The 22,471-nt window shown below is 66.9% G+C and carries 21 protein-coding genes; 13 read left to right on the top strand and 8 right to left on the bottom strand.

Annotated features, from left to right (window positions below; translation table 11 throughout):
- Positions 1 to 35: 35 nt before the first annotated feature.
- Together frmR and LMF57_RS16775 are read right to left on the bottom strand one after the other, a co-directional pair.
- Entirely contained in the window at positions 36 to 311 is a 276-nt protein-coding gene (gene frmR, locus LMF57_RS16770; RefSeq protein ID WP_005411009.1) for a formaldehyde-responsive transcriptional repressor FrmR, read from the bottom strand.
- A 56-nt stretch (positions 312 to 367) separates the two neighbouring features.
- The gene (locus LMF57_RS16775; protein WP_208083210.1) at positions 368 to 1,276 is read right to left on the bottom strand and encodes a LysR family transcriptional regulator; all 909 of its coding nucleotides are present in this window, start codon (positions 1,274 to 1,276) and stop codon (positions 368 to 370) included.
- Positions 1,277 to 1,407: 131 nt separating this feature from the next.
- Between LMF57_RS16775 and LMF57_RS16780 the strand changes: the two genes are divergently transcribed.
- Complete coding sequence (locus LMF57_RS16780; protein ID WP_208083209.1) at positions 1,408 to 2,511, top strand: alkene reductase; 1,104 nt, start codon at positions 1,408 to 1,410, stop codon at positions 2,509 to 2,511.
- Positions 2,512 to 2,562: 51 nt separating this feature from the next.
- Here the strand turns inward: LMF57_RS16780 and LMF57_RS16785 are convergent, their stop codons facing one another.
- On the bottom strand, positions 2,563 to 3,240 hold the full coding sequence (locus tag LMF57_RS16785) for an SMI1/KNR4 family protein (RefSeq protein WP_117311373.1): 678 nt from the start codon (positions 3,238 to 3,240) through the stop codon (positions 2,563 to 2,565).
- 112 nt (positions 3,241 to 3,352) lie between these two features.
- Between LMF57_RS16785 and LMF57_RS16790 the strand changes: the two genes are divergently transcribed.
- Positions 3,353 to 3,769: a VOC family protein gene (locus LMF57_RS16790; protein ID WP_229290251.1), complete on the top strand. Its 417-nt coding sequence runs from the start codon at positions 3,353 to 3,355 to the stop codon at positions 3,767 to 3,769.
- Positions 3,770 to 3,894: 125 nt separating this feature from the next.
- Here LMF57_RS16790 and LMF57_RS16795 read toward each other — a convergent pair whose 3' ends face one another.
- The gene (locus LMF57_RS16795; protein WP_208083207.1) at positions 3,895 to 4,779 is read right to left on the bottom strand and encodes a LysR family transcriptional regulator; all 885 of its coding nucleotides are present in this window, start codon (positions 4,777 to 4,779) and stop codon (positions 3,895 to 3,897) included.
- 107 nt (positions 4,780 to 4,886) lie between these two features.
- Here LMF57_RS16795 and LMF57_RS16800 point away from each other — a divergent pair, with 107 nt between their 5' ends.
- Entirely contained in the window at positions 4,887 to 5,939 is a 1,053-nt protein-coding gene (locus tag LMF57_RS16800) for an NAD(P)-dependent alcohol dehydrogenase (RefSeq protein ID WP_093817996.1), read from the top strand.
- A gap of 129 nt (positions 5,940 to 6,068) precedes the next feature.
- Here the strand turns inward: LMF57_RS16800 and LMF57_RS16805 are convergent, their stop codons facing one another.
- Entirely contained in the window at positions 6,069 to 7,433 is a 1,365-nt protein-coding gene (locus LMF57_RS16805; RefSeq protein ID WP_229290252.1) for a glutamate--cysteine ligase, read from the bottom strand.
- Positions 7,434 to 7,586: 153 nt separating this feature from the next.
- On the opposite strand from LMF57_RS16805, the gene LMF57_RS16810 reads away from it, so the two are divergent.
- The 3 genes from LMF57_RS16810 to LMF57_RS16820 all read left to right on the top strand — a co-directional run bounded on the left by LMF57_RS16810 (position 7,587) and on the right by LMF57_RS16820 (position 10,769).
- On the top strand, positions 7,587 to 8,291 hold the full coding sequence (locus LMF57_RS16810; protein ID WP_229290253.1) for a VIT family protein: 705 nt from the start codon (positions 7,587 to 7,589) through the stop codon (positions 8,289 to 8,291).
- The gene (locus tag LMF57_RS16815; RefSeq protein ID WP_025874080.1) at positions 8,288 to 9,112 is read left to right on the top strand and encodes a helix-turn-helix transcriptional regulator; all 825 of its coding nucleotides are present in this window, start codon (positions 8,288 to 8,290) and stop codon (positions 9,110 to 9,112) included. Before LMF57_RS16810 ends, LMF57_RS16815 begins: the two co-directional genes overlap by 4 nt.
- A gap of 682 nt (positions 9,113 to 9,794) precedes the next feature.
- The gene (locus LMF57_RS16820; protein WP_229290254.1) at positions 9,795 to 10,769 is read left to right on the top strand and encodes an MBL fold metallo-hydrolase; all 975 of its coding nucleotides are present in this window, start codon (positions 9,795 to 9,797) and stop codon (positions 10,767 to 10,769) included.
- Positions 10,770 to 10,863: 94 nt separating this feature from the next.
- Here LMF57_RS16820 and yihA read toward each other — a convergent pair whose 3' ends face one another.
- Positions 10,864 to 11,466, bottom strand: a complete 603-nt coding sequence (gene yihA, locus LMF57_RS16825) for a ribosome biogenesis GTP-binding protein YihA/YsxC (RefSeq protein ID WP_025878662.1) — start codon at positions 11,464 to 11,466, stop codon at positions 10,864 to 10,866.
- Between the two features lie 155 nt (positions 11,467 to 11,621).
- Between yihA and LMF57_RS16830 the strand changes: the two genes are divergently transcribed.
- From LMF57_RS16830 to LMF57_RS16845, 4 genes are all read left to right on the top strand, one after another.
- Entirely contained in the window at positions 11,622 to 12,419 is a 798-nt protein-coding gene (locus LMF57_RS16830) for a c-type cytochrome (RefSeq protein WP_229290255.1), read from the top strand.
- Between the two features lie 106 nt (positions 12,420 to 12,525).
- Positions 12,526 to 13,176 carry a thiol:disulfide interchange protein DsbA/DsbL gene (locus LMF57_RS16835; RefSeq protein ID WP_093818001.1) on the top strand — a complete coding sequence of 217 codons (651 nt, stop codon included), beginning with the start codon at positions 12,526 to 12,528 and terminating at the stop codon, positions 13,174 to 13,176.
- Between the two features lie 106 nt (positions 13,177 to 13,282).
- Complete coding sequence (locus LMF57_RS16840) at positions 13,283 to 14,098, top strand: thiol:disulfide interchange protein DsbA/DsbL (RefSeq protein WP_117311381.1); 816 nt, start codon at positions 13,283 to 13,285, stop codon at positions 14,096 to 14,098.
- 22 nt (positions 14,099 to 14,120) lie between these two features.
- Positions 14,121 to 14,888 carry an endonuclease/exonuclease/phosphatase family protein gene (locus tag LMF57_RS16845; protein WP_032952088.1) on the top strand — a complete coding sequence of 256 codons (768 nt, stop codon included), beginning with the start codon at positions 14,121 to 14,123 and terminating at the stop codon, positions 14,886 to 14,888.
- A gap of 130 nt (positions 14,889 to 15,018) precedes the next feature.
- On the opposite strand, the gene LMF57_RS16850 is transcribed toward LMF57_RS16845, so the two are convergent.
- Entirely contained in the window at positions 15,019 to 15,894 is an 876-nt protein-coding gene (locus LMF57_RS16850; protein WP_025878667.1) for an EamA family transporter, read from the bottom strand.
- A gap of 72 nt (positions 15,895 to 15,966) precedes the next feature.
- On the opposite strand from LMF57_RS16850, the gene LMF57_RS16855 reads away from it, so the two are divergent.
- From LMF57_RS16855 to fhuE, 3 genes are all read left to right on the top strand, one after another.
- Positions 15,967 to 16,440: an Lrp/AsnC family transcriptional regulator gene (locus LMF57_RS16855; protein ID WP_140225505.1), complete on the top strand. Its 474-nt coding sequence runs from the start codon at positions 15,967 to 15,969 to the stop codon at positions 16,438 to 16,440.
- Positions 16,441 to 16,483: 43 nt separating this feature from the next.
- Positions 16,484 to 17,053 (top strand): M23 family metallopeptidase, encoded by a 570-nt coding sequence (locus LMF57_RS16860; RefSeq protein ID WP_229290256.1) that lies wholly within the window; start codon positions 16,484 to 16,486, stop codon positions 17,051 to 17,053.
- Between the two features lie 182 nt (positions 17,054 to 17,235).
- Entirely contained in the window at positions 17,236 to 19,395 is a 2,160-nt protein-coding gene (gene fhuE, locus LMF57_RS16865) for a ferric-rhodotorulic acid/ferric-coprogen receptor FhuE (protein ID WP_229290257.1), read from the top strand.
- A 79-nt stretch (positions 19,396 to 19,474) separates the two neighbouring features.
- Here fhuE and LMF57_RS16870 read toward each other — a convergent pair whose 3' ends face one another.
- A complete protein-coding gene (locus tag LMF57_RS16870; RefSeq protein ID WP_117311385.1) occupies positions 19,475 to 22,339 on the bottom strand; it encodes a TonB-dependent receptor in 2,865 nt (954 codons plus the stop codon).
- Between the last annotated feature and the right edge of the window lie 132 nt (positions 22,340 to 22,471).

Raw genomic sequence — 22,471 nt, forward strand, 5'->3', positions numbered from 1 at the left:
AAAACAGGATGCGCGGCGCGGTGTCGCGCCGTCGTTCATTTCAGGTACGAGCGGATCAACGCGCTCATGTCGCGCACGCGTTCGGCGCGTTGTTCATCGGAGGCGGCGGGCTGGCCGAACTCCTCGCGCAGGTGCGCTTCCATCACTTCGGACATCAGGCCGTTGACCGCGCCACGGATGGCGGCGATCTGCTGCAGCACCGGCCCGCAGTCGGCGCCGGCTTCCAGCGCGCGGTCCAGCGCATCGCACTGGCCGCGAATCCGGCGCACACGCGCCAGAACCTTCTTTTTCTCTTCGGGAGAGTGCGGCATCGTGGGCCGGCCTCGGAACTATACTGGGGGATAGTATACAGGAGCCGATCCGGACCTCAATCAAAGGCCCCTTCTGCGGCCAGCCGGGTCAGCTCTTCCACCACGTAACGCACCTTCGGCCGCAGATGCCGCGTCTGTGGCCACAGCGCGTGGATGTCCACATGGTGCTGCGTGCAGTGGTCCAGTACCGACTGCAACGCCCCGGATTCCAGATGATGGCGCACCAGAGACATCGGCATCTGGCAGATCCCCAACCCGGCGATCGCCCCCTCGATCACCGCATCGCCATCGTTGAGCTGGTGCGTGGCACTGGGGATGAAGCTGCCGTTGGTGCCCTCGCTGCCGATCCGCCACGCCACCGACTGGCCATGACGGAAGCCGACCACGCTGCGATGGTCGCGCAGTTCGTCCAGCGTCTGCGGCACGCCATAGGCCTGCAGGTAGGTCGGCGACGCGCAGGTCACCAGGCGCTGGCTGGCCAGCTTGCGCGCGACCAGGTGCTCGGCGTGATGCAGGCCGCCAAAGCGGATCAGCAGGTCGATGCCCTCTTCCACCGGGTCAACGAAGTGATCGGTGAAGGTCATCGTCAACTGCAGGTCCGGGTGTTCATTGCACATGCGCAGCAGCACTGGCAGCACCACCAGCCGACCGAACGAGGACGGCATGTCGATGCGCAGGCGGCCGCTCGGCAGATGCGCAGCCGAGCCCAGGCAGGCTTCGGCCGCCGCGATTTCATCCAGGGCCGCGGCGCAGGAGGCGTAGTACGCCTCGCCGTCGGTGGTCAGCGCGATGCGCCGGGTGGTGCGATGGAACAGGCGCACGCCCAGCCGCGTTTCCAGCCGCGCGATGGCCTTGCCGACCGCCGAGCGGGAGATGCCCAGCGCGTCGGCGGCCTCGGTGAAGGTGGCCGAGCGCGCCGTGGTGACGAAGGTCGCCAGGCCATTCAGGGATTCGACGGGAAGCATCGGCACGCTCGCTTATTGGGGACAGATTGTCCCGCCTGACGGGAAATCTACCGCCTTTATGTGCCCGCATGTCAACTCCATCATGGTGCTGTCGCGCCGTTGGCGCCCTCCCCCGCTCCGAGATGACTGACATGACCGCCGCCCTGTTCCGCCCCTTCGACCTCGCTGGACTACCCCTGCACAATCGCATCGCGATGGCGCCGATGACCCGTGCCCGCAACCCCGGCGCCGTCGCCAATGCGCTGACCGCCCAGTATTACCGGCAGCGCGCCAGCGCCGGCCTGATCATCAGCGAAGGCACCCCGGTCTCACCGCAGGGCCAGGGCTACATCGACGTGCCCGGCATCTGGTCGGCCGAGCAGGTGGCCGGTTGGAAGCTCGTCACCGACGCCGTACACGCTGCGCAGGGCGCGATCTTCGCGCAGCTGTGGCACGTCGGCCGCATGTCACACGCCTCGCTGCAGCCCGACGGCGGCCAGCCGGTAAGCGCCGGCACGCGGCCGGTGGCGAGCGACCCGAAGAACACCTCGTTCGTGTATCTGGACGACGGCAGCCGTGGCCATGCCGATCCGACACCGCCGCGTGCACTCAGCACGGAAGAAGTGCCGGGCATCGTCGCCGACTTCGTGCAGGGGGCCGACAACGCGATCGCCGCCGGCTTCGATGGCATCGAACTGCATGCGGCAAACGGCTATCTGTTCGAGCAGTTCCTCAACCCGGTCACCAACGACCGTCAGGACGTGTACGGCGGTTCGCTGCGCAACCGCGCGCGGCTGATCCTGGACACCGTGGATGCGATGGCCGCGCGCATCGGCGCGCACCGCATCGGCGTGCGCCTTGCGCCCAACAGCCAGGTCTTCGACATGCCCGCCTATGCGGAAAACGAAGCCAGCTATCTGTACCTGGCCGAGGAACTGGGCAAGCGCGGGCTGGCCTATGTGCATCTGAACGATAACTACCTGCATGGCGCACCGGCGATCGGCGAGGCCTTCCTCAAGGCCTTCAAGCAGGCCTATGGCGGTACGGTGATCCTGGCCGGCGGCATGACCCGCGAACGCGCCCTGCGGCTGGTCGAGGAAGGCATCATCGATCTGGCCGCCTTCGGCCAACCGTTCATCGCCAACCCGGATCTGGTCGAGCGCCTGCAACGCGATGTCCCGCTGGCCATCCCCGACCGCAGCACTTATTACGGCGGCGGCAGCGAGGGCTACCTCGACTACCCGGCCGCAGGCTGATCACGCAGGAGCCGGAGCACGGCCGATGGCTGCGCTCCGAGCATCCGAACTTCAGGCGTCTTCGCGCACGTAGGCGAACGAATCGTCCAACCTCTCAAAGCCGATCACCGCAGCGACGATGGCCTGCGCGTCGTCGTCGCTGACACTTCCTTCAGCAATATCGTCAACGCGGGCGAACAGCCGCTGCAACGCTGCGTACTGGTCGCCGCGCAGGAAGGACTGGTGGGTCTGCAGCCAGCGCTGCAGATTGCTGGCCAGCTCGCCATGCGACAGCAGCGTGTACGGCGGCTGGTAGTCGGCAACGGCTTCGACCATCTTGCGGAACAGGAAATCCTGGTAGCTGGCGGCCAGCACATCCGCGCGGTCGTCGTCATGCCACACCAGCACGACCGGCGGTTCGGCGAAACCGGGGGCGTTGCTCCAGAAGCAGTAGCTGTCGCCGCCGCCTGTCCGCGCAAACGGCAGCAGCTGCAGGTCGGGGCGCAGGGGATTGTAGTGGTCCTCGGCGGTCAGCTCCTGCCACGCCTCGAGCAGCTCATCGAGTTCCAGCGGTTCGTATTCCTGGGCGTACAACAGCACCGGTGGATCTGCCTGCAGCGTCGGGAACACCACCTCGGACCATTCCGGATGCGGACTACCCCAGCTCAACCGGCCTGCTGCCTGCAGCTGCCTGAACAACGGCGGGAAGGACTGGCCGGTGGCCTGTTCGATGTCAGATAGCGCGCTCATGGATGTCCTTGTCGACAGAGGCCGCCCAGCTTGCCTGAAGCCTGGCCGGAGATGAACCCGCGTCCTGCTCCAGGGCTAGACTGCATGCAACCGGCCACCGCAGACCTCTGACATGGATTCCGTTGCCCGCACCTTCATCGTTAACGTTGATGTCCCCGACCTGGCCGCCGCCGAGACGTTCTACACCCGGGCCTTTGGCCTGCGTAGCGGCCGCCGCCTTGGCCCCGGCGCGCTGGAACTGCTCGGTGGTCCCACGCCGCTGTACCTGCTGCAGAACGATGCCGGCAGTGCAGCGACCGAAGACGGCGATGTGCGCGATTACCAGCGCCACTGGACGCCGGTGCATCTGGACTGGGTGGTCGCTGACGTCGACGCGGCGCTCGCCCGCGCGGTTGCGGCCGGCGCCGCGCTCGAACGTCCCATCAGGGAACGCCGCTGGGGAACGATCGCCGTGCTGTCCGATCCGTTCGGCCATGGCTTCTGCCTGATCCAGTTCAGCGACGAGGGGTATGACGCGCTGGTCGAATGAATTGCTGGCTGCGTAGCGGGCGCCAATCCACGCATGGCGTGGATCTACTGATCGGCTTCAAGCAACGCGTGGAGGTGTCGTTCCGCAGTAGATCCACGCCATGCGTGGATGCGCCCCACCACCATTCACTCGCGCAACATGTCCACGAACGCACGCAGCGCGCCAGGCATCTGCCGCTGCTTCGGGTAATACAACGCGAATCCCGCGAACGGTTCGCTCCAGTCTTCCAGTACCGCCACCATCTGTCCCGAATCGATGTAAGGCCGCGCGGTGTCTTCCAGCACATAGGCCAGCCCGATGCCATCGAGCACGGCACTGACCACGGTGCCCTGCTCGCCCAGGGTCAACCGCCCCGGCACGTCGATCTCCAGCGCCTGCCCTTCGCGCTCGAACTGCCACTTGTACAGATGGCCGCTGGCGAAGCGGAAGCGGATGCACTCGTGCATGGCCAGGTCGCGCGGATGCTGCGGCGCCGAGCGTCTGCGCAGGTAGTCCGGCGAGCCGACGATCAGCCCGCGCAGCGGCGGCCCCATCGGCACCGCCACCATGTCCTCGGGCACGAACTCGTGCAGGCGCACGCCAGCGTCGTAGCCCTCGGCAACGATATCGACCAGGCCATCGTTCTCGGTCAGCTCCACCCGTACGTCCGGATGCGCGTGCAGGAACCGCGCCAGCCGCGGCCCCAACTGGGTCGCCACCGCCGCCCGCGTCGCATTGATCCGCAGCAGGCCGGCCGGCACCGCGCGGAAGTGGTTCATTTCCTCCAGCGCGTCATGCACCTGCCCCAGCGCCGGCTGCAGGCGCTCCAGCAGGCGCTGCCCGGCCTCGGTCAGGGCCACGCTGCGGGTGGTACGGTGGAACAGGCCCACCCCCAGCCGTTCCTCCAGCGCGCGGATCGCATAGCTGACCGCCGAGGTCGACAGGGCCAGTTCGGCACCGGCGCGGCGGAAACTGCGGTGGCGGGCGACCGCAGCGAAGGCGGCCAGGTGGGTCAGGTTGTCAGTGGCCATGATTGTGCAGTCTGCCTTGATGAATCATGCCGATATATACGCTTCTTACCCCGAGGTACGGAGCGTATTGTAAAACGCCTTTCGACAAACCCTGCCAAGGATTCCCCATGTCCCTCGCCCGTGGTTACGCCGCCCACACCCATACCGACCCGCTGGTGCCCTTCGAATTCGAGCGCCGCGCGGTCGGCCCGAACGATGTGCGCATCGAGATCCTGTACAGCGGCATCTGCCATTCCGACCTGCACCAGGCCCGCGACGACTGGGGTGGCTCGATCTACCCGATGGTGCCGGGCCACGAGATCATCGGGCGGGTCACCGAAGTCGGCAGCGAGGTCACCCGCTTCAAGGTCGGCGACCACGCCGGTGTCGGCTGCATGGTCGACTCCTGCCGCCATTGCGATGCCTGCCAGCACGACCTGGAGCAGTACTGCGCCGAAGGTGCGACCTGGACCTACAACGGCCGCGAGCGTGAAAGCGGCGCACCGACCTACGGCGGCTATTCCGACCACGTGGTGGTCGAGCAGCGCTTCGTGGTCAAGGTCTCCGAAACGCTGGACCTGAAGGCAGCCGCGCCGCTGCTGTGCGCCGGCATCACCACCTGGTCGCCGCTGCGCCACTGGAAGGTCGGCCCGGGCCAGAAGGTCGGCGTGATCGGTCTGGGCGGCCTCGGCCACATGGGCGTGAAGTTCGCCAAGGCGCTCGGCGCGCACGTGGTGATGATCACCACCACCCCGGAAAAGGGTGCCGATGCCAAGCGCCTGGGCGCTGACGAAGTGCTGGTTTCGCGCGATGCCGAGCAGATGAAGGCGCATGCCGGCAGCTTCGACTTCCTGCTCAACACCATCCCGGTCAGCCATGACACCAACCCGTACATGGGCCTGCTCAAGCGCGAAGCGACCATGTGCCTGGTCGGTGTGCTGACCGAACTGGACCCGCCGTTGACCGGTGGCAGCGTGATCTTCGGTCGCAGGAACCTGACCGGCTCGGCGATCGGCGGCATGGCCGAAACCCAGGAGATGATGGACTTCTGCGCCGAGCACGGCATCGTCAGCGACGTGGAGATGATCGACATCAAGAACGTCAACGAAGCCTGGGAGCGCATGGCCAGGAACGATGTGCGCTACCGCTTCGTGATCGACATGGCCACCATCAAGGCCTGATCGCTGCGCTGATGGAATGAAGAAACCCCGGCATTGCCGGGGTTTTTTGCGTACGCCACCCGCCGGGCATGGCCCGGCGCTACCGGATTCGTGGCGGGTAGCGCCGGGCCATGCCCGGCGGGCGCATTTTCAGTACGCGAACTCGCGGAACACCGGATCCACGTCACCGTGCCAGCGGCCATGGAACAGCGCCAGCTTGCGCTCGGCCGGGGTCAGGCCGGACTCGACGATTTCCTGCAGCACGTCCAGGAACTTGCTTTCATCCTGGCCATCGGCATTGCGCGCCGCACGGCGCTTGAGCCCGTCCACCGAAATCTTCACCGCCTCGCGGGCGAGGTCGCGCACGGTGCCATTGCGGAACGGCAGGCCCATCGCATGTTTGGGCACCCCATCACGCAGCGCATGGCGCTCGGCCAGGCTGAAGTCACGCACCAGATCCCACGCCGCATCCAGCGCCGTGTCGTCGTACAGCAGGCCCACCCAGAAGGCCGGCAGCGCACACAGCCGGCTCCACGGGCCACCATCGGCACCGCGCATTTCCAGGTACTTCTTCAACCGCACTTCCGGGAACGCGGTCGTGGTGTGGTCCGACCAGTCGCGCAGGGTCGGCAGCTGGCCCGGCAGCACCGGCAGCTTGCCCTGCATGAAGTCGCGGAAGCTCTGCCCGCTGGCATCGTGGTAGATGCCATCGCGGTAGGAAAAATACATCGGCACGTCGAGCAGGTAGTCGACATAGCGCTCGTAACCGAAGCCGTCCTCGAACACGAAGTCGAGCATGCCGGTACGGTCGGCATCGGTATCGGTCCAGATGTGCGAGCGGTAGCTGAGGTAGCCGTTCGGCTTGCCTTCGGTGAACGGCGAGTCGGCGAACAGTGCGGTGGCGATCGGCTGCAGCGCCAACGACACACGGAACTTCTTCACCATGTCCGCTTCGCTGGCGTAATCCAGGTTCACCTGCACGGTGCAGGTGCGGGTCATCATGTCCAGGCCGAGCGAACCGACCTTGGGCATGTACGAGCGCATGATCTTGTAGCGGCCCTTGGGCATCCACGGCATTTCATCGCGCGTCCACTTCGGCTGGAAGCCCATGCCGAGGAAACCCAGCTGCAGTTCGCCGGCCACCTGCGCCACTTCATTGAGGTGGGTACCGGTTTCCACGCAGGTCTGGTGAATGGTTTCCAGCGCCGCGCCGGACAGTTCCAGCTGGCCCGCTGGCTCCAGGGTCACCGAGGCGCCATCACGCAGCAGGGCGATGGTGTTGCCGTTCTCCTGCACCGGCGTCCAGCCGAAGCGGACCAGGCCGTTGAGCAGTGCCTCGATGCCGCGCTCGCCATCGAAGGTCGGCGGGCGCAGGTCATCCAGGCGGAACCCGAACTTCTCGTGCTCGGTACCGATGCGCCACTGCGAACGGGGCTTCTCGCCGGAGGCGATCTCCGCCACCAGTTGCGAGCGGTCGGTAATGGGCGTATCGGCGACGTGGCTGGGGCTCGACAAGGGGGGGGGCTCGCTGGACGGTGGCAGGGGATGTGGGGCTGGGAGCCTTGCATCGCAAGGGCGCACTATAGCGTGGCGGCTCGTTACGTCATGCGACGGTGACGGGTTTCAGCATCCTACCGACACCCTCTTGACCCTCGTACACTCAGGGCCATGAGCCGCCATTCACGACATCCCGAGCTGCACCGTGCCGATCGCGTCGGCTGGCTGCGGGCCGCCGTACTGGGCGCCAACGATGGCATTGTCTCGGTCGCCGGCCTGGTGGTCGGCGTGGCCGCCAGCGGCGCCTCGGCCAGCACGATCCTGGCCACCGGCGTGGCCGGCACCGTGGCCGGCGCGATGTCGATGGCCGCCGGCGAGTATGTGTCGGTGCAGACCCAGGCCGATACCGAAAATGCCGATCTGGCGATGGAGAAGCGCGAGCTGCACGAAGACCCGCACAGCGAACTGGACGAACTCACCGCGATCTACCGCCATCGCGGGCTGGAGCCGGCGTTGGCGCGCCAGGTTGCCGAACAGCTGACCGCCCACGACGCGCTGGGTGCCCACGCGCGCGACGAACTGGGCATCACCGAGGAACTGCGCGCGCGGCCGTTGCAGGCCGCATTGGCGTCGGCCGCCGCCTTCACCTGTGGCGCCGCGCTGCCGGTGCTGACCGCACTGCTGACGCCGGTACAGCACGTCGCCACGGTCACCACGGTCAGCACGCTGGCCGGCCTGTGCCTGACCGGCGCGATGGCGGCACGCGCCGGTGGCGCATCACCCACGCGCGGCGCCCTGCGCGTGATGTTCTGGGGTGCACTGGCGATGGCCGCCGCGGCCGCGGTCGGTCGCCTGCTGAGCGCGCACGTCATATGACCGGCATGCCCCCCACCGCCATGGCACTACTGGCGGAGATGGCCAGCCTGGCCGGCTGCCAGCGCGCTGAGGGCTATGCCTGCATCACCGCCCGCCGCGAGCATGGTGCCAGTTCGGTGGAGATTCCCCAGCCACAGTTCGCCATCCTGCTGGAAGGCCGCAAGCAGGTACGTACCGCCCACCAGTCGCTGACCTTCGTCCCGGGCGACATCCTGCTGATCACCCAGCGCTGCCGCATCGACGTGGTCAACACACCGGACCCGCAGACCGGACGCTACCTCAGCGCGATCGTGCCGCTGTGCACGGAAGTCCTGGCGGCGGCGCGCACGCTGTGGAGCGAGGCCTTGCCAACGGCCGGCGCGGCGCTGGCCCGGCAGGCGCTGGGCGATCACGCCACGGTACTGCGCAGCTGGCGGCAGTCGTTGCAGGACGGCCACTACAGCGAAGCGCGGTTGGCGCTGGCCACGCTGGTGCTGGCGTGGTGCCGGCAGGGCCACGGCAACCTGCTGTTGCCGCACGCACCGACGCTGGGCGAGCAGATCCGCGACCGCATCGCCGCCGAGCCGGCCCGCGACTGGCAGTCGCGCGACGTTGAAGCGCACTTCGCACTGAGTGGCGCGACCCTGCGGCGGCGGTTGGCCGCCGAAGCCACCAGCCTGCGCCAGCTGCTGACCGAAGCGCGCCTGGCCCATGGCATGCAGCTGCTGTACACCACCGATCTGCCGCTGAAGACCGTGGCAGCACGCGCGGGGTATCGTTCCGCAGCGAGTTTCAGCAAGCGCTTCGCCGAGCAGTACGGGCTGGCTCCCACAGATATCTAGGGTTGTTCGGCAGGGCTGCGCCCTGCACCCGCAGAGGCAACGGCAACAGCCGAAGCAACAGCAACAGCGTGCATTCCGTGGGATGGCGGGGCGGTGTGGGTATGCAGGACACGCCGTAAACCCATCCATGGGGGCTCGATGGCGCCATCCATGGCGCCAACGGTCCTGCATACCCACACCGCCCCGCCTTCGACAGTTTCCCGGTGGCCCGTAGATCCACGCCATGCGTGGATGATTTCCTCCAATTTCATTCGATTCATTTCGATGATTCCGAATTGAATTCGAAGAGCATCCACGCATGGCGTGGATCTACGTGTCGACCAAGGTCGACACCCACCAAAAGCAGGCCATGCCATCCCGACAGATCGCAGAAACCTGTCGAAGGCGGGGTGGGTCCGGTTGCGGGGGCGTGAGCCGCATGGATGCGGCGACCGAGCTTACATGGACGTACTTGCAGCGTCCCCCGCAACCGGACCCACCCCGCCTCCCCACAGGAAGCCAGCTTCTGCTGTTGCTTCGGCCGTTGCCGTTGCTGTTGCTGTTGCCTCTGCGGGTGCAGGGCGCAGCCCTGCCGATAACCCCCCATTGAGCATTCCGCGCAGTGCTTTGAGCGCCGCACGCACGCGCAACACGGCACGCTGTGCGCAACGGGCCTGCCCATCACTCACCGAGAAGAACCGTCATGACCCTGCGTCATCTGCCATTGCACGCCGCCCTGCTGCTGGCCCTGTCCTCCCTGCCGCTGGCCGCGCTGGCCGAGGCCACCTCGCCCGCCCCCATCCAGCAGGTGCCGGGCGTGCAACACCAGCGCATCGGTGCGCTGCAGGTCACGGCCCTGTTCGACGGCGTGGTTGCGCTCGGCCGGCAGGAAGTGGTCGACGTGCCGCCAACGCTGGTCAGCCGCCTGCTCGAAGGCCGCTATGTGCCCGAAGACAAGAAGGGCCTGCAGACCGCGATCAACGCCTTCCTGGTGCGCCAGGGCAAGCACCTGACCCTGGTCGATGCCGGCACCGCGCAGTGCTTCGGCCCTGACCAGGGCCAGGTGCTGGGCAACCTGCGTGCGGCCGGCGTAGACCCGGCCGAGATCGATGAGGTGCTGCTGACCCATGCGCATCCCGATCATCTGTGCGGGATCCTCGATGCACAGGGCAAGCCGGCCTATCCGAATGCGACGGTGTGGCTGTCCAAGGCCGATGCCCGCTACTGGCTCGACCCGGCCAGCGAAGCCACGGCACCGCAGGGCGTGCGCTTTGCCTTCGCGCTGGCACGCAACGCGATCGCGCCGTACCAGGCCGCCGGTCGCCTGCACACCTTCCAGCCTGGCGACGCGCTGCCGGGGCACGCGGTGGCGATGGATACCCACGGCCACACGCCGGGGCATGTGTCCTACCGTTTCGACAGCCAGGGCCAGTCGCTGCTGGTGTGGGGCGATGTGCTGCATTTCCATGCGGTGCAGTTCGCACACCCGGAAGCAGCATTCGAGGCCGATTCGGATCGCACGGCGGCTACGGCCAGCCGTCGCAGCCTGTTGCAGGAAGCCACCGCCAAGGGCTGGTGGGTTGCCGGCGCGCACCTGCCCTTCCCCGGGCTGGGGCACGTGCGCAGCGAAGGCCAGGCCTATGCGTGGGTACCGGCGGAATACTCGCCACTGAAATGAAGTGCCGCCGGGCATGGCCCGGCGCTACCGCATCGCGGTGACGGAAAACACCAGGGTAGCGCCGGGCCATGCCCGGCGAGCGCAGTGGAGCGCCTTATTCCAGCCCCAGCCAGCCGCCGATGATGCCGCGGGCTTCATCCACGCCGGTACGGGCCGAGCCGGAGAACACCTGCACACTCACCGTATCGCCGAACGACGAATGCAGTTCCTTGCGTACCTTCTGCAGGGTCTGCATCTGCTGGCTGCGGCTCAGCTTGTCGGCCTTGGTCAGCAGCGCATGCGCCGGCAGGCCACGCTGCACGGCATAGGCCAGCATCTGCCGGTCGTAGTCCTTCAGCGGATGACGGATGTCCATCACCACCACCAGCCCCTTCAAGGCCTCGCGGGTGCGGAAGTAGCGGTCGATGAAGGCCTGCCAGTGCGCCTGCAGGTCCAGCGGCACCTTGGCGTAGCCGTAACCGGGCAGATCGACCAGATGGGCGTCCGGGGTAACCTGGAAGAACACCAGCTGCTGGGTCCGGCCAGGCGTCTTGGAGACCCGGGCCAGGCTGTTCTGGCGGGTCAGCGCATTGAGCGCGCTGGACTTGCCGGCGTTGGAGCGACCTGCAAAGGCCACTTCAGAACCTTCATCGGGCGGCAGCTGCCCCATGTTGTGGGCAGAGAGGTGGTATTGGGCGCGTTCGATGAGCAATGACATGCGCATAGGATCGCATGTTGCGGCGCCGCGCGCCCGGCCCGGGGCCTTCCCGCGGGAAAATGCTGCACTGCTGCGTTGACCGTGCAAGGAAACGGCGTTGATAATCCGGGCGATGCCGGCCGCCGCCGCCCGGCCGGTCCATACGGAGCTTCAGCATGCGCCACGCTCGCGTTCTTGCCGTATCCGCCCTTGCTACTGCCGTTGTTGCCGCTGCTGCCTTTGCGCAGACCACGCTGACCCCGCTGCCCGACAACGGCCCGATCAAGACCGCCTCGCTCGAGGTGGATTTCAGCAAGACCACCTGGGGCGACGCCAAGGCCGGCCAGACCAAGGCCACCGCGTGTGCCGCCTGCCATGGTGCCGATGGCAATTCCACGGTGGAGATGTATCCCAGCATCGCCGGCCAGAGCGAGCGCTACGTCGCCCAGCAGATGGCCCTGATCGCCAATGGCCAGCGCAGTTCCGGCGCCGCCGTGGCGATGGTGCCCTTCGTGCAGAACCTCACCCCGCAGGACATGCGCGATATCGGCGCGTTCTTCGCCACCCAGAAGGCCAACGCCGGCATCGCCGACGACACGCCGGTGGCCGAGGGCCCGTACAAGGGCATGAAGTTCTACCAGATCGGCCAGCAGCTTTACCGCGGCGGCGATGCCCAGCGCGGGCTGCCGGCCTGCATGGCCTGTCACGGCCCCAGCGGCGCCGGCAACCCCGGCCCGGCCTACCCGCACATCGGCGGCCAGCACGCCAGCTATGTCGCCCGGCGCCTGCAGGAGTACCAGGCCGGACAGACCAACGAGACCGACAAGGCGCACTTCCAGATCATGGCCACGGTGGCGCAGAAGCTGACCGAGCAGGAGGTGCAGGCCCTTTCCAGCTACCTGCAGGGCCTGCACAACAAGGCCGACGATCTCGCCGCCGAAAGCGCTTCGACGCGACCGGCTGCCGCCCCCTGACCGCCACTGGTCGGCGCCGGTCGCCACGACGGCCCGTCGCTGCGGTATGTTTCCTTCACGCCGGCGGCTGCGCCGGCGTTGTCATTTTCAACGGAGATGCGTGTCGATGAGGTTGATTCCCCGCCTTCTGCTGTCCCTGCTGGTGCTGCTGCCGTTGGCGGCCTGCGCCGCCACCCCCGCGAACGCCCCGCTGGTCGAAGGCAAAGACTACGAGCGCATCGCCCAGCCTGGCCCGTTCCAGCCGCTGGCCGGCAAGATCGAGGTCGTCGAGGTGTTCGGCTACACCTGCCCGCACTGCGCCCATTTCGAACCGCAGCTGGCCGCCTGGGCCGCCAAGCTGCCGGCCGACGTGCGCTTCACCCCGGTCCCGGCCGCCTTCGGCGGTGCCTGGGATGCCTGGGCACTGGCCTACTACGCCGCCGACGAAGTGGGCGTGGCCAAGCGCAGCCACGCCGCTGTGTTCAAGGCCCTGCACGATGACGGCACGCTGCCGATGCAGAACGTCTCCGCCGATGAGCTCGCCAGCTTCTACAAGGCCTACGGCGTGACCCCGGAGCGCTACACGCAGGCCCTGCGCGGCGAGGCGGTACAGAAGAAGGTCGATGCCGCCCGTGCCTTCGCCCAGCGCACCCAGGTGCCGGGAACCCCGGCCATCATCATCAACGGCCAGTACCTGGTCCGTGGCAAGAGCTTCGACGACCAGCTGCGCATCGCCTCGGCGCTGATCGCCCAGGCCCGCGCCGCCCGCGGCCGCTGAACCAACACACACCATCGACACGGCGCTGTCGCCGCCGCATGTCATCATTTCCCTCTGGCCGGCGCCTGACGCCGGCCCCACCTTTCCAGATGCTGGAGACGCTTCCATGAAGACCCGTTTCGCCGCCCTCGCCCTCGCAGCGCTGCTGCCGATCCTGGCGGCCTGCAAGGCCGACGATGGCACCACCAACACCACCGCCCCGGCAGAACCGGCAGCGACCCCGGCCAGCACCGAACCGGCCGCGCCGGCCGCAGGCGGCGAAGCCGCTGCCCCGGCTGCCGAAGGTGACAAGACCGCTGCCAGCGCCGCGCCGGCCCCGACCACCGCCGCGCTGACCGGCCCGGCCCCGGTGGAAGGCGCCGACTACCAGCTGATCCCGAACGGCCAGCCGTTCCAGCCGGCCGCCGGCAAGGTCGAAGTGGTCGAGATCTTCGGTTACGTCTGCCCGGCCTGCGCTGCGTTCCAGCCGCTGGTCGGCCCGTGGAAGGCCGGCCTGCCGAGCGATGTGAACTTCGTCTACGTGCCAGCCATGTTCGGCGGCACCTGGGACAACTACGCCCGTGCCTTCTACGCCGCACAGACCCTGGGCGTGCAGGAGAAGACCCACGAAGCGCTGTACTCGGCCATCCACTCGCAGAAGACCCTGAAGGGCGAGCGCGGTGCTGATTCGGTCGATGACATCGCCAAGTTCTACGGTGCCTACGGCGTGGATCCGAAGCAGTTCGCCGCCACCATGGGCAGCTTCGCGGTCAATGCCAAGACCAACTCGGCCAAGCAGTTCGCCCAGCGCAGCCAGATCAGCGGCACCCCGTCGATCATCGTCAACGGCAAGTACCTGGTGAAGGGCAAGAGCTTCCCGGACATGCTGCGCATTGCCGACCACCTGATCGCCCGCGAACGCGGTGCGGCCCAGGCTCACTGATCAAAGAGACGTTTTCCCGGCCGTGACTTCCCCCACAACACGGACCCTGCGCTTGCTGACGGCCAACATCCAGGCCGGCTCAAGTACCCGCCGCTACAGCGACTATGTGACCCGCAGCTGGTCACATGCGCTGCCGGCGGGTCGCAAGCGCAGCAGCCTTGACGCGATTGCCACTTTGGCGCGCGGTCATGACATCGTCGGCCTGCAGGAGGCCGACCCGGGCAGCCTGCGCTCGGGCTTCACCAACCAGACCCATTACCTGGCCCAACGCGCCGGCTTCAATTACTGGAGCCACCAGCCGAACCGGCGCATGGGTGGCGTCGCCTCCAGCGCCAACGGCCTGCTGAGCAAGCTGGAACCGGTGGAAGTGCAGGACCACGCCCTGCCCGGCCGTATCGGCGGGCGCGGCGTGCTGCTGGCCAAGTTCGGCGATGGCCGCGATGGCCTGGCCGTTGCGGTAGCGCATCTGTCCTTGGGCGCCGGTTCGCGGATGGCCCAGCTCGGCTTCATTGCCGAGCTGTTGTCCGACCATCCCAATGCGGTGCTGATGGGCGACTTCAACTGCCTGGCCGAACGTCCGGAAATGCAGGTGCTGTACCAGAAGACCCGGCTGCAGCCACCCGGCTGCATCGTGCCGACCTTCCCCAGCTGGCGCCCCGACCGCGCCATCGACCACATCCTGGTCAGCAGCGGCCTGCAGACCCGCACCGTGGAAGCGGTGCCCGCGGCGTTCTCCGACCATCTTGCCCTGGCCATGGCAATCGACGTCCCGGCCGACGCCCTGCGCTGAGCGCTTCCGCTGCGCTCGCCGGGCATGGCCCGGCGCTACCGCCCCAGGTAGGGGCCAACCCCGGTTGGCACGCTGCCCTGGTGGGTGCGGACCGTTGGTCCGCACGCTCTCCGCCGGGCATGGCCCAGCGCTACCCCGCCTGCGCCACCGGCACCTTCAACCGCCGTGCGGTCATCGTGCTGCCCACCGAGGCCAGTACCGTGCAGCCGATGGCCAGCCACTGCAGGCCATGCAGGTGCTCATGCAGCAGCAGCATCGCCCACAGCGCAGCGACCGCCGGTTCCATGCTGATCAGGATGCCGAAGGTCTCCTTGGGCAGGCGCTTGAGCGCCATCATTTCCAGTGACATAGGGATCGCGCTGGACACCAGCGCCACCACCAGCCCGGCCAGCAGGATCTTCGGCTCCAGCAACGCCGCGCCGGCATGCACCACGCCCACCGGCACCACCACCAGCGACGCGGCCAGCAGCCCCAGCGACACCGAATGCCCGGCGTGCAGGTGGCCGGCGCGCTTGCCGAACACGATGTACAGGCCCCAGCACGCTGCCGCCCCCATGGCGTACAGCACGCCCACCGGGTCCAGTGCCGGGCCGCCACCGATCGGCAGCAGCAACAGCAGCCCGACCGCCGCGCAACCCACCCACAGGAAATCGATCGGCCGCCGCGACGACAGCATCGCCACCGTCAACGGGCCGGTGAATTCGATGGCCACCGCGATGCCGAACGGGATCGTGCGCAAGGCCATGTAGAACAACAGGTTCATCAGGCCCAGGGTGAGGCCGTAACGCAGGATGGTGACCGCATCCACGCGGCTGGTCTTCCAGCGCCATGGCCGCCAGAACAGCAGCAGCAACAACGCCGAAAAGCCCACGCGCAGCGCGCTGGTGCCCTGCGCGCCGATCAACGGAAACAGCTGCTTGGCGTAGGAGGTACCAATGGCCAGTGCGGTGACCGAGCCGAGCACCGCCAGCGCCGGCAACATCGGCGCGATTCGAGAAGTCTGCATGCCGCCAGTCTATTGCGTCGGCGGCGAGCACTTGGCTCAATTGACGGCCCGTCCGCGCAACTTCTGCTCACCATGGCCACCGCCCCCGTGCTGGACAGCTTCGACCGCGCCATCCTCGCCCTCCTGCAGCAGGACAACACCCTGCCCCAGCGGCAGATCGCCGAAGCCGTGCACCTGTCCACGCCGGCGGTGCAGCGGCGGATCAGGCGCCTGCAGGACAGCGGGGTGATCGCCGCCAACGTGGCGGTGATCGACGCTGCGAAAATCGGCCGGCCATTGACCATCATCGTCGAGGTGCGCGTGGTCAGCGAACAGCGCGGGAAGGTCGCCCCGTTCCGCCGCCGCGTGCAGAACGATCCTGCCGTGCAGCAGTGTTACGCGATCACCGGCGACGGCGATTTCCTGCTGCTGCTCTCGGCGGCATCGATGGAGGAATACGAGGCGATCACCGAGCGCTTGTTCGGCGGTGATGACAACATCGAGCGCTTCCGCACGTCGGTGGTGCTGGGCACGTTGAAGCGCGGGTTCGACGTGCCGCTGACATGACGCAGATGCCGTCGAGCCTGTCCTGCTCCTACACTGGTGACGCATGAACACCGCTTCCCCCTCCAACGCCAGACGCCTGCGCCGCTGGTTGCTGCGTGGCGCCGTCCTGCTGATCCTGGTCATCGCGGCGATGGCCTTCTGGAACAGCCCGTGGGCTGCCGCACCGAAGATGCTGTGGACACTCTCGCGCATGCCACCGGCCACGCAACTGCCAGTGCCGGTGGACGGCGTGCGGCCCCGGCAGATCGCCGATACCTTCGGCGCACCGCGCGGGCGCGACCGCACGCACGCGGGTATCGACATCTTCGGCAAGCGCGGCACGCCGGTGCGCAGCGCTACCCCCGGCGTTGTCGCCGACATCCGCGACAGCGGACTCGGTGGCCGCCAGGTCTGGGTGATCGGGCCGGGACGCGAGCGCTATTACTACGCGCACCTGGAAGACTGGGCCGATGGCCTGGCGCGCGGCCAGGTGGTGCAACCCGGCGACCTGCTCGGCCATGTCGGCAACAGCGGCAACGCCAAGGGCACGCCGCCCCATCTGCATTGGGGCATCTACGGCGCCGACGGCGCGCGGGACCCGCTGCCGCTGCTGCAACCGCAGGGCACCCGCTGACGGCAACCGAGCCGAGCCTCGAGGCCGCACGCGTTTGTTCATGATTTGTAAATAGGAATAGTTCGTATTACCATTTCTTTCGTTTCCGGTGGTGCCAGGACGGCCTGCCCGCCCTTCCCCTACCCGTAGCGCCTCGACTCCTGGATGACGGCCGAACGCGCGTGCCCGTTGCAGGAATCCGCATGATCCGTCCCGCCTTCCGTACCCCGCAGCCGCAGCGGCTGTCCGTTGCCGTGCTCGTCGCGCTCTGCGCCGTCGCACCCACCGCCTTCGCCGAAACCACCACCGACCCGACCACCCTCGACAAGGTCGTAGTAAAGGGCGAGCGCGCCGAAGGCTATTCGGTGCGCCGTACCTCGGCCGGCACCCGTTTCGACCTAGCGCCGCGCGAGATCCCGCAGTCGGTCAGCATCATCAGCCACCAGCGCATCGAAGATCAGCAGCTGGACGACATCATCGACGTGCTGGGCAACACCACCGGCGTCACCAGCACCCAGTCCGACAGCGAGCGCACCGAGTTCTATGCGCGCGGCTTCTACATCGATGCGTACCAGTTCGATGGCCTGCCCACGCAGATGGTGCAGAACTGGAGCTACGGTGACTCCGGCCTGGACCTGGCCCTGTATGACCGCGTGGAAGTGGTGCGTGGCGCCACCGGCCTGCTCAGCGGCGCCGGCAATCCTTCCGCCTCGGTGAACCTGATCCGCAAGCACGCCGACAGCGCGGAACTGACCGGCAGCGTGTCGGTCAACGTCGGCAGCTGGGGCCGCACCCGCAGCACCGTGGACGTGGGCAGCGCGCTGAACGCCAGCGGCACTGTGCGCGGCCGGGTGATCGGCAGCTACCTGGACACCGATGGGCAGATGGACCGCTACAACCAGCGCAAGACGCTGGGCTATGCGGTGATCGACGCCGACCTGACCCCGGATACCCAGCTCAGCGTGGGCTACGACTACCAGCAGAAGCGCGCCAACGGCGCGACTTGGGGTGGCTTCCCGATGCTGTACTCCGACGGCAGCGCGACCCCGTACGACGAATCGTTCAACGCCAGCCCGGACTGGACCTACTGGGACACCACCAGCAAGCGCGCGTTCGCCACCCTGCAGCACGCCTTCAGCAACGGCTGGAAGTTCAAGATCGGCGCAACGCATGACCAGACCAAGGCCGACGACAAGCTGTTCTACCCCGCGTACAACGATTGGACCACCGGCGCGTCGAACTTCGACAAGACCACCGGTGCGGGCATTTCGCCGTCCGCAGGCTTCTACAACACCGAGCGCAAGATCACCGGTGTCGATGGCTACGTTGATGGTCCGTTCCAGCTGTTCGGCCGCGAGCACCAGTTCATGGCCGGGCTGAGCTACAACAAGCGCGACTACGCCAACTACGGCGACTACCAGGTCGGCGGCGCCGGCCAGAGCTGGGACCCGTTCGCCAGTTACCTGAACTGGACGGGCAACATCAGCGAGCCGGACTGGAATCCGCTGGCGCTGGCCAGCGAGGGCACCATCACCCAGAAGGCCGGCTATGCCGCCGCACGCCTGTCGCTGGCCGATCCGTTGAAGCTGATCGTCGGCGCGCGCTACACCGACTGGAAGAGCGAGGGCGAAGGCGCGGATCGCCAGCACAAAGTGACCACGCCGTATGCCGGCCTCGTGTTCGACATCAACGACACCTACTCGGCGTACACCAGCTACACCGAGATCTTCCAGCCGCAGACGTTGAAGGACCGCAACGGCAGCTATCTGGACCCGGTGGATGGCAAAAGCTACGAAGTGGGCGTCAAGGGCGCCTGGTTCGACAACCGCCTGAATGCTTCGCTGGCGGTGTTCCGCATCGAACAGGACAACGTCGGCCAGATCACTGGCGAGCCGGTGCCCGGCAGCCAGAACGAATTCGCCTATCGCGCCGCACGCGGCACGGTGAGCCGTGGCTTCGAGTTCGAGCTCAACGGCGAACTGGCACCGGGCTGGAACGCCACGTTCGGCGCCTCCCGTTACGTGGCCAAGGATGCCAACGATGCCGACATCAACACCAACCTGCCGCAGACCGCGCTGAAGCTGTTCACCAGCTACACCCCGCAGTCGCTGCAGGAACTGACTGTCGGTGGCGGTGCCAACTGGCAGAACCGCATCTACTACCCGGTGCCGGCCTATGGCCGCATCGAGCAGAGCGGCTACGCACTGGTCAGCGCCTTTGTGCGCTACCGCATCTCGCCGGAGTTCAGCGTGCAGGCCAACCTCAACAACCTGCTGGACAAGAAGTACCTCTCACAGATCAATGGCTACGGTGCGTATGGCGATGGTCGCAACGGCTCGCTGACGTTTACCTGGTCGTTCTGAAGGAAACGTTGCCGGGCATGGCCCGGCGCTACCGCGGCAACAGCAGCGCCGGAATCTCTCCGGCGCTGCTGTACTCACATCAGAACCGCAGGTCCGCGCGCAGGTACCAGTAACGGCCACGCGGGATGTCGTAGGTCGAGGCGTCATAGCCGTTCAACGAACACGACAGGCAGATCGGCGGGTCCTTGTCGAACACGTTGTTCAGGCCCGCCGTCAGCTGCAGGCCCTTCATCCAGTCGATCCTGTAGCCCACCTGCATGTCATGGAAGGTGGTGGCCGACAGCGTGTTGGTGCCGGCGGCCTGGTTGCTGCACACCGGGAACGCCACGGCGTCACCGCAGTCTTCGGTCAGTTCGGAAATGTGGCGTACCGTCCAGTTGGCGCTCCAGTTGTCCAGCGTCCAGCCGATGCTGGCGTTGCTGGTCCACTCCGGAATCGAACTGTCAGCCACTTCCACGCCGGGCTTCTGCGGCTGCCGCTGGCCGGCAGCACCGGTGGCCTCATAGCGACCGACGAAGGTGTTCTTCCAGCCCAGCTTGAACTGGCCGATCGAGCTCTGCGGCAGGGTCCAGAACAGGTCCACATCCCAGCCGTCGGTCTTGATCGAACCCAGGTTGGTCAGGCGGTTGTTGAAGCTGCTGACCGCACCGGTGCTGGCACGGGTGATGCCGTCGCAGTAGATCGGGTCCAAGGTATCCACGCACAGGTCCAGCTGGGTCTGCGCGTTGATCGCCTGGATCGCGCCATCGATGTTGTGGCGGTAGAACGTCACTTCCACGTCGAAGCGCTCCGACCACGATGCGTCGTTGCCGAACCAGGGGCTCCACACGAAACCGGCACTGAAGCTGCGTGACTGCTCCGGCTCCAGCTCGCGGTTGCCGCCGGTGGTCACCGAGATCTGCGAGTTGGCCTGCTGGAAGCCGGTCGGCACGCCCAGCGATGCGCAGTTGGCCGCACTGCCACGCGGCGGTGTGCCACCCAGGCCCACCGAGCACGGATCGAACAACTGCAGATCGGCGCGCGCGGCCGAGCCGTACAGCTCGCCGATCGACGGTGCGCGGAAGCCTTCGGCGTAGGTGGTACGCAGCACGAAGTCATCGGTCACCTGCCAGCGTAGGCCGTACTTGGGCGTGAACTCGCCACCGAAGGTCGAGTAATCCGAGTAGCGGCCAGCCAGGCTCAGGTCCAGCTTCTTGCCCAGTGCCGAGTCGGCGAAGATCGGCACGCTCAGCTCCAGGTACGCTTCATTGACGTCGTAGGAGCCGGACGTCGGCTGCGACGGTACGCCGTTGTAGTGGCCGATCACCGTCAGCGGGTCAGGCTGGTACGAACCTTTGTACTTGCGGTGTTCGAGGCCGGTGGCGAAGGACACCGGGCCGGCCGGCAGGGTGAACAGATCGCTGGACAGGTTGGCGGTGAACAGGCTCAGCTCGTTCTGGCTGCGGTCGCGAACCACCGGCTGGATCCAGCGCAGCATGTCCGGGGTGATCGAACCGGCGCCACCGAAGATGTTCAGCGGTACGCAGCCCGGCGTCGCTGCGCACACCGCAGGATCGCCCAGCGCCATGTTGACGTTGTAGATGTTGTAGCTGCCGTAGTTGGTCTGCTCGGCCTTGTTCTTGCTGTACATGCCGTTGACGTCCCAGTACCAGCTGCGGTCAGCGGCCTGGAAGTTGCCGACCAGGCCGGTGGCGAAGTACGTGGTGTCCACCTGCTGTTCAAATACGCGCGCGCCGCCTTCCACCGGACGGCGGCCGATCAGGCTCATGTTGCCCGACGACACCAGGTCGAAGCCGAACGGGTTGTACGGGTTCAGTGCCGAGACCACGATGTTGTCGGCCAGCGGATTGCCGGTGGCACCATCAGGGCCGAAGAACAGCGGTTCCGGGCCGGCCTGGTTGGTCGACTCGCGGCGGTTGCCCAGTGCCTTGACGTACCACTGCACGTTGTCGGTGATGTCGAACCGGAACTGGCCGAACAGGCCCTTACGCTCCGACGGTGTCAGCACCATGTTGTATTCGGCGAAGTTGAAGCGGTCGGCGCTGGTGAAGCAGTGGTAGTCGTCGGTGCGGTTGCAGCCGGCGCTGCCGTCGTAACGCGGGCTGCTCACGCCGGTGTTGGGCACGATGTCCTGTTCGGCACCGGTGTTGGGATCGACGAAGGCGAAGCGCCCCTGCGGAATGCCGCCGCTGCCGAAGGCCAGACCGGTGCCGGGGATCGGGAAGCGCGACTGCTCGCGGTCCTTCGCATACACCGGGTCCTGCTTGGTCCAGCTTGCCCCCAGGAACAGGCTGTAACGGTCGCCGCTCTTGCCCCAGGCCAGGTCCACGCCCTTCTGCGTGCCATCGCCCTTGCCATACTGGCCGTAGTTCATCGTCACCTGGCCGCCATCGAAATCGCGGCGGGTGATGATGTTGACCACACCGGCGATGGCATCGGAGCCGTACAGCGACGATGCGCCGTCTTCCAGCACTTCGATGCGCTCAACGATCGCCAGCGGGATGGTATTGAGGTCGGTGGCCGAGCCCACGCCCGAGGCCGAGGATTCATTGACCCAGCGGATGCCATCGACCAGCACCAGAACGCGCTTGGCACCGAGATGGCGAAGGTCCACCTGCGCCGAACCCGCGCCGACGCCGCTGCCGTCGGGTGGGAAACCGAAGTTGCCCGACGAATTGAACTTGGCATTGAGCGCCGAGCCCGAGCCGGTGAGCTGTTGCAGCACTTCACCGATCGAGGTCAGGCCGGTGCGTTCGATGTCGGCGCGGTTGAGCGTCTGGACCGGCACCTGGCCTTCCACTTCAGCGCGCTTGATGCGGGTACCTGTGACTTCGACGCGATCCAGGTCGGTGGTGGCCGATTGGGCAGCAGCCCCCAACGGGGCCAGTGCGGTCACGCACAGCGCGACGGCAACCGCCAAGGGGCGGTGATGCAGGTAATTCATTCGCTCTCTCTCCAAAGGAATGTCGGGACATGGACTGCCGCGCTCCCCCCTGCATGGCGGCAGCGTCTCCTTTGTAAACAAGCTGTAAACATCGCGGCGTGATGCCCGACACTCTTTCACGCGAATTTGACG

Source organism: Stenotrophomonas sp. SI-NJAU-1, from assembly GCF_020883215.1.
Classification (GTDB): Bacteria; Pseudomonadota; Gammaproteobacteria; order Xanthomonadales; family Xanthomonadaceae; genus Stenotrophomonas; species Stenotrophomonas indicatrix.

Coding starts and splice junctions, on each gene's coding strand:
- frmR (WP_005411009.1), bottom strand. CDS start 311: ATGCCGCACTCTCCCGAAGAGAAAAAGAAGGTTCTGGCGCGTGTGCGC.
- LMF57_RS16775 (WP_208083210.1), bottom strand. CDS start 1,276: ATGCTTCCCGTCGAATCCCTGAATGGCCTGGCGACCTTCGTCACCACG.
- LMF57_RS16780 (WP_208083209.1), top strand. CDS start 1,408: ATGACCGCCGCCCTGTTCCGCCCCTTCGACCTCGCTGGACTACCCCTG.
- LMF57_RS16785 (WP_117311373.1), bottom strand. CDS start 3,240: ATGAGCGCGCTATCTGACATCGAACAGGCCACCGGCCAGTCCTTCCCG.
- LMF57_RS16790 (WP_229290251.1), top strand. CDS start 3,353: ATGGATTCCGTTGCCCGCACCTTCATCGTTAACGTTGATGTCCCCGAC.
- LMF57_RS16795 (WP_208083207.1), bottom strand. CDS start 4,779: ATGGCCACTGACAACCTGACCCACCTGGCCGCCTTCGCTGCGGTCGCC.
- LMF57_RS16800 (WP_093817996.1), top strand. CDS start 4,887: ATGTCCCTCGCCCGTGGTTACGCCGCCCACACCCATACCGACCCGCTG.
- LMF57_RS16810 (WP_229290253.1), top strand. CDS start 7,587: ATGAGCCGCCATTCACGACATCCCGAGCTGCACCGTGCCGATCGCGTC.
- LMF57_RS16815 (WP_025874080.1), top strand. CDS start 8,288: ATGACCGGCATGCCCCCCACCGCCATGGCACTACTGGCGGAGATGGCC.
- LMF57_RS16820 (WP_229290254.1), top strand. CDS start 9,795: ATGACCCTGCGTCATCTGCCATTGCACGCCGCCCTGCTGCTGGCCCTG.
- yihA (WP_025878662.1), bottom strand. CDS start 11,466: ATGTCATTGCTCATCGAACGCGCCCAATACCACCTCTCTGCCCACAAC.
- LMF57_RS16830 (WP_229290255.1), top strand. CDS start 11,622: ATGCGCCACGCTCGCGTTCTTGCCGTATCCGCCCTTGCTACTGCCGTT.
- LMF57_RS16835 (WP_093818001.1), top strand. CDS start 12,526: ATGAGGTTGATTCCCCGCCTTCTGCTGTCCCTGCTGGTGCTGCTGCCG.
- LMF57_RS16840 (WP_117311381.1), top strand. CDS start 13,283: ATGAAGACCCGTTTCGCCGCCCTCGCCCTCGCAGCGCTGCTGCCGATC.
- LMF57_RS16850 (WP_025878667.1), bottom strand. CDS start 15,894: ATGCAGACTTCTCGAATCGCGCCGATGTTGCCGGCGCTGGCGGTGCTC.
- LMF57_RS16855 (WP_140225505.1), top strand. CDS start 15,967: ATGGCCACCGCCCCCGTGCTGGACAGCTTCGACCGCGCCATCCTCGCC.
- LMF57_RS16860 (WP_229290256.1), top strand. CDS start 16,484: ATGAACACCGCTTCCCCCTCCAACGCCAGACGCCTGCGCCGCTGGTTG.
- fhuE (WP_229290257.1), top strand. CDS start 17,236: ATGATCCGTCCCGCCTTCCGTACCCCGCAGCCGCAGCGGCTGTCCGTT.
- LMF57_RS16870 (WP_117311385.1), bottom strand. CDS start 22,339: ATGAATTACCTGCATCACCGCCCCTTGGCGGTTGCCGTCGCGCTGTGC.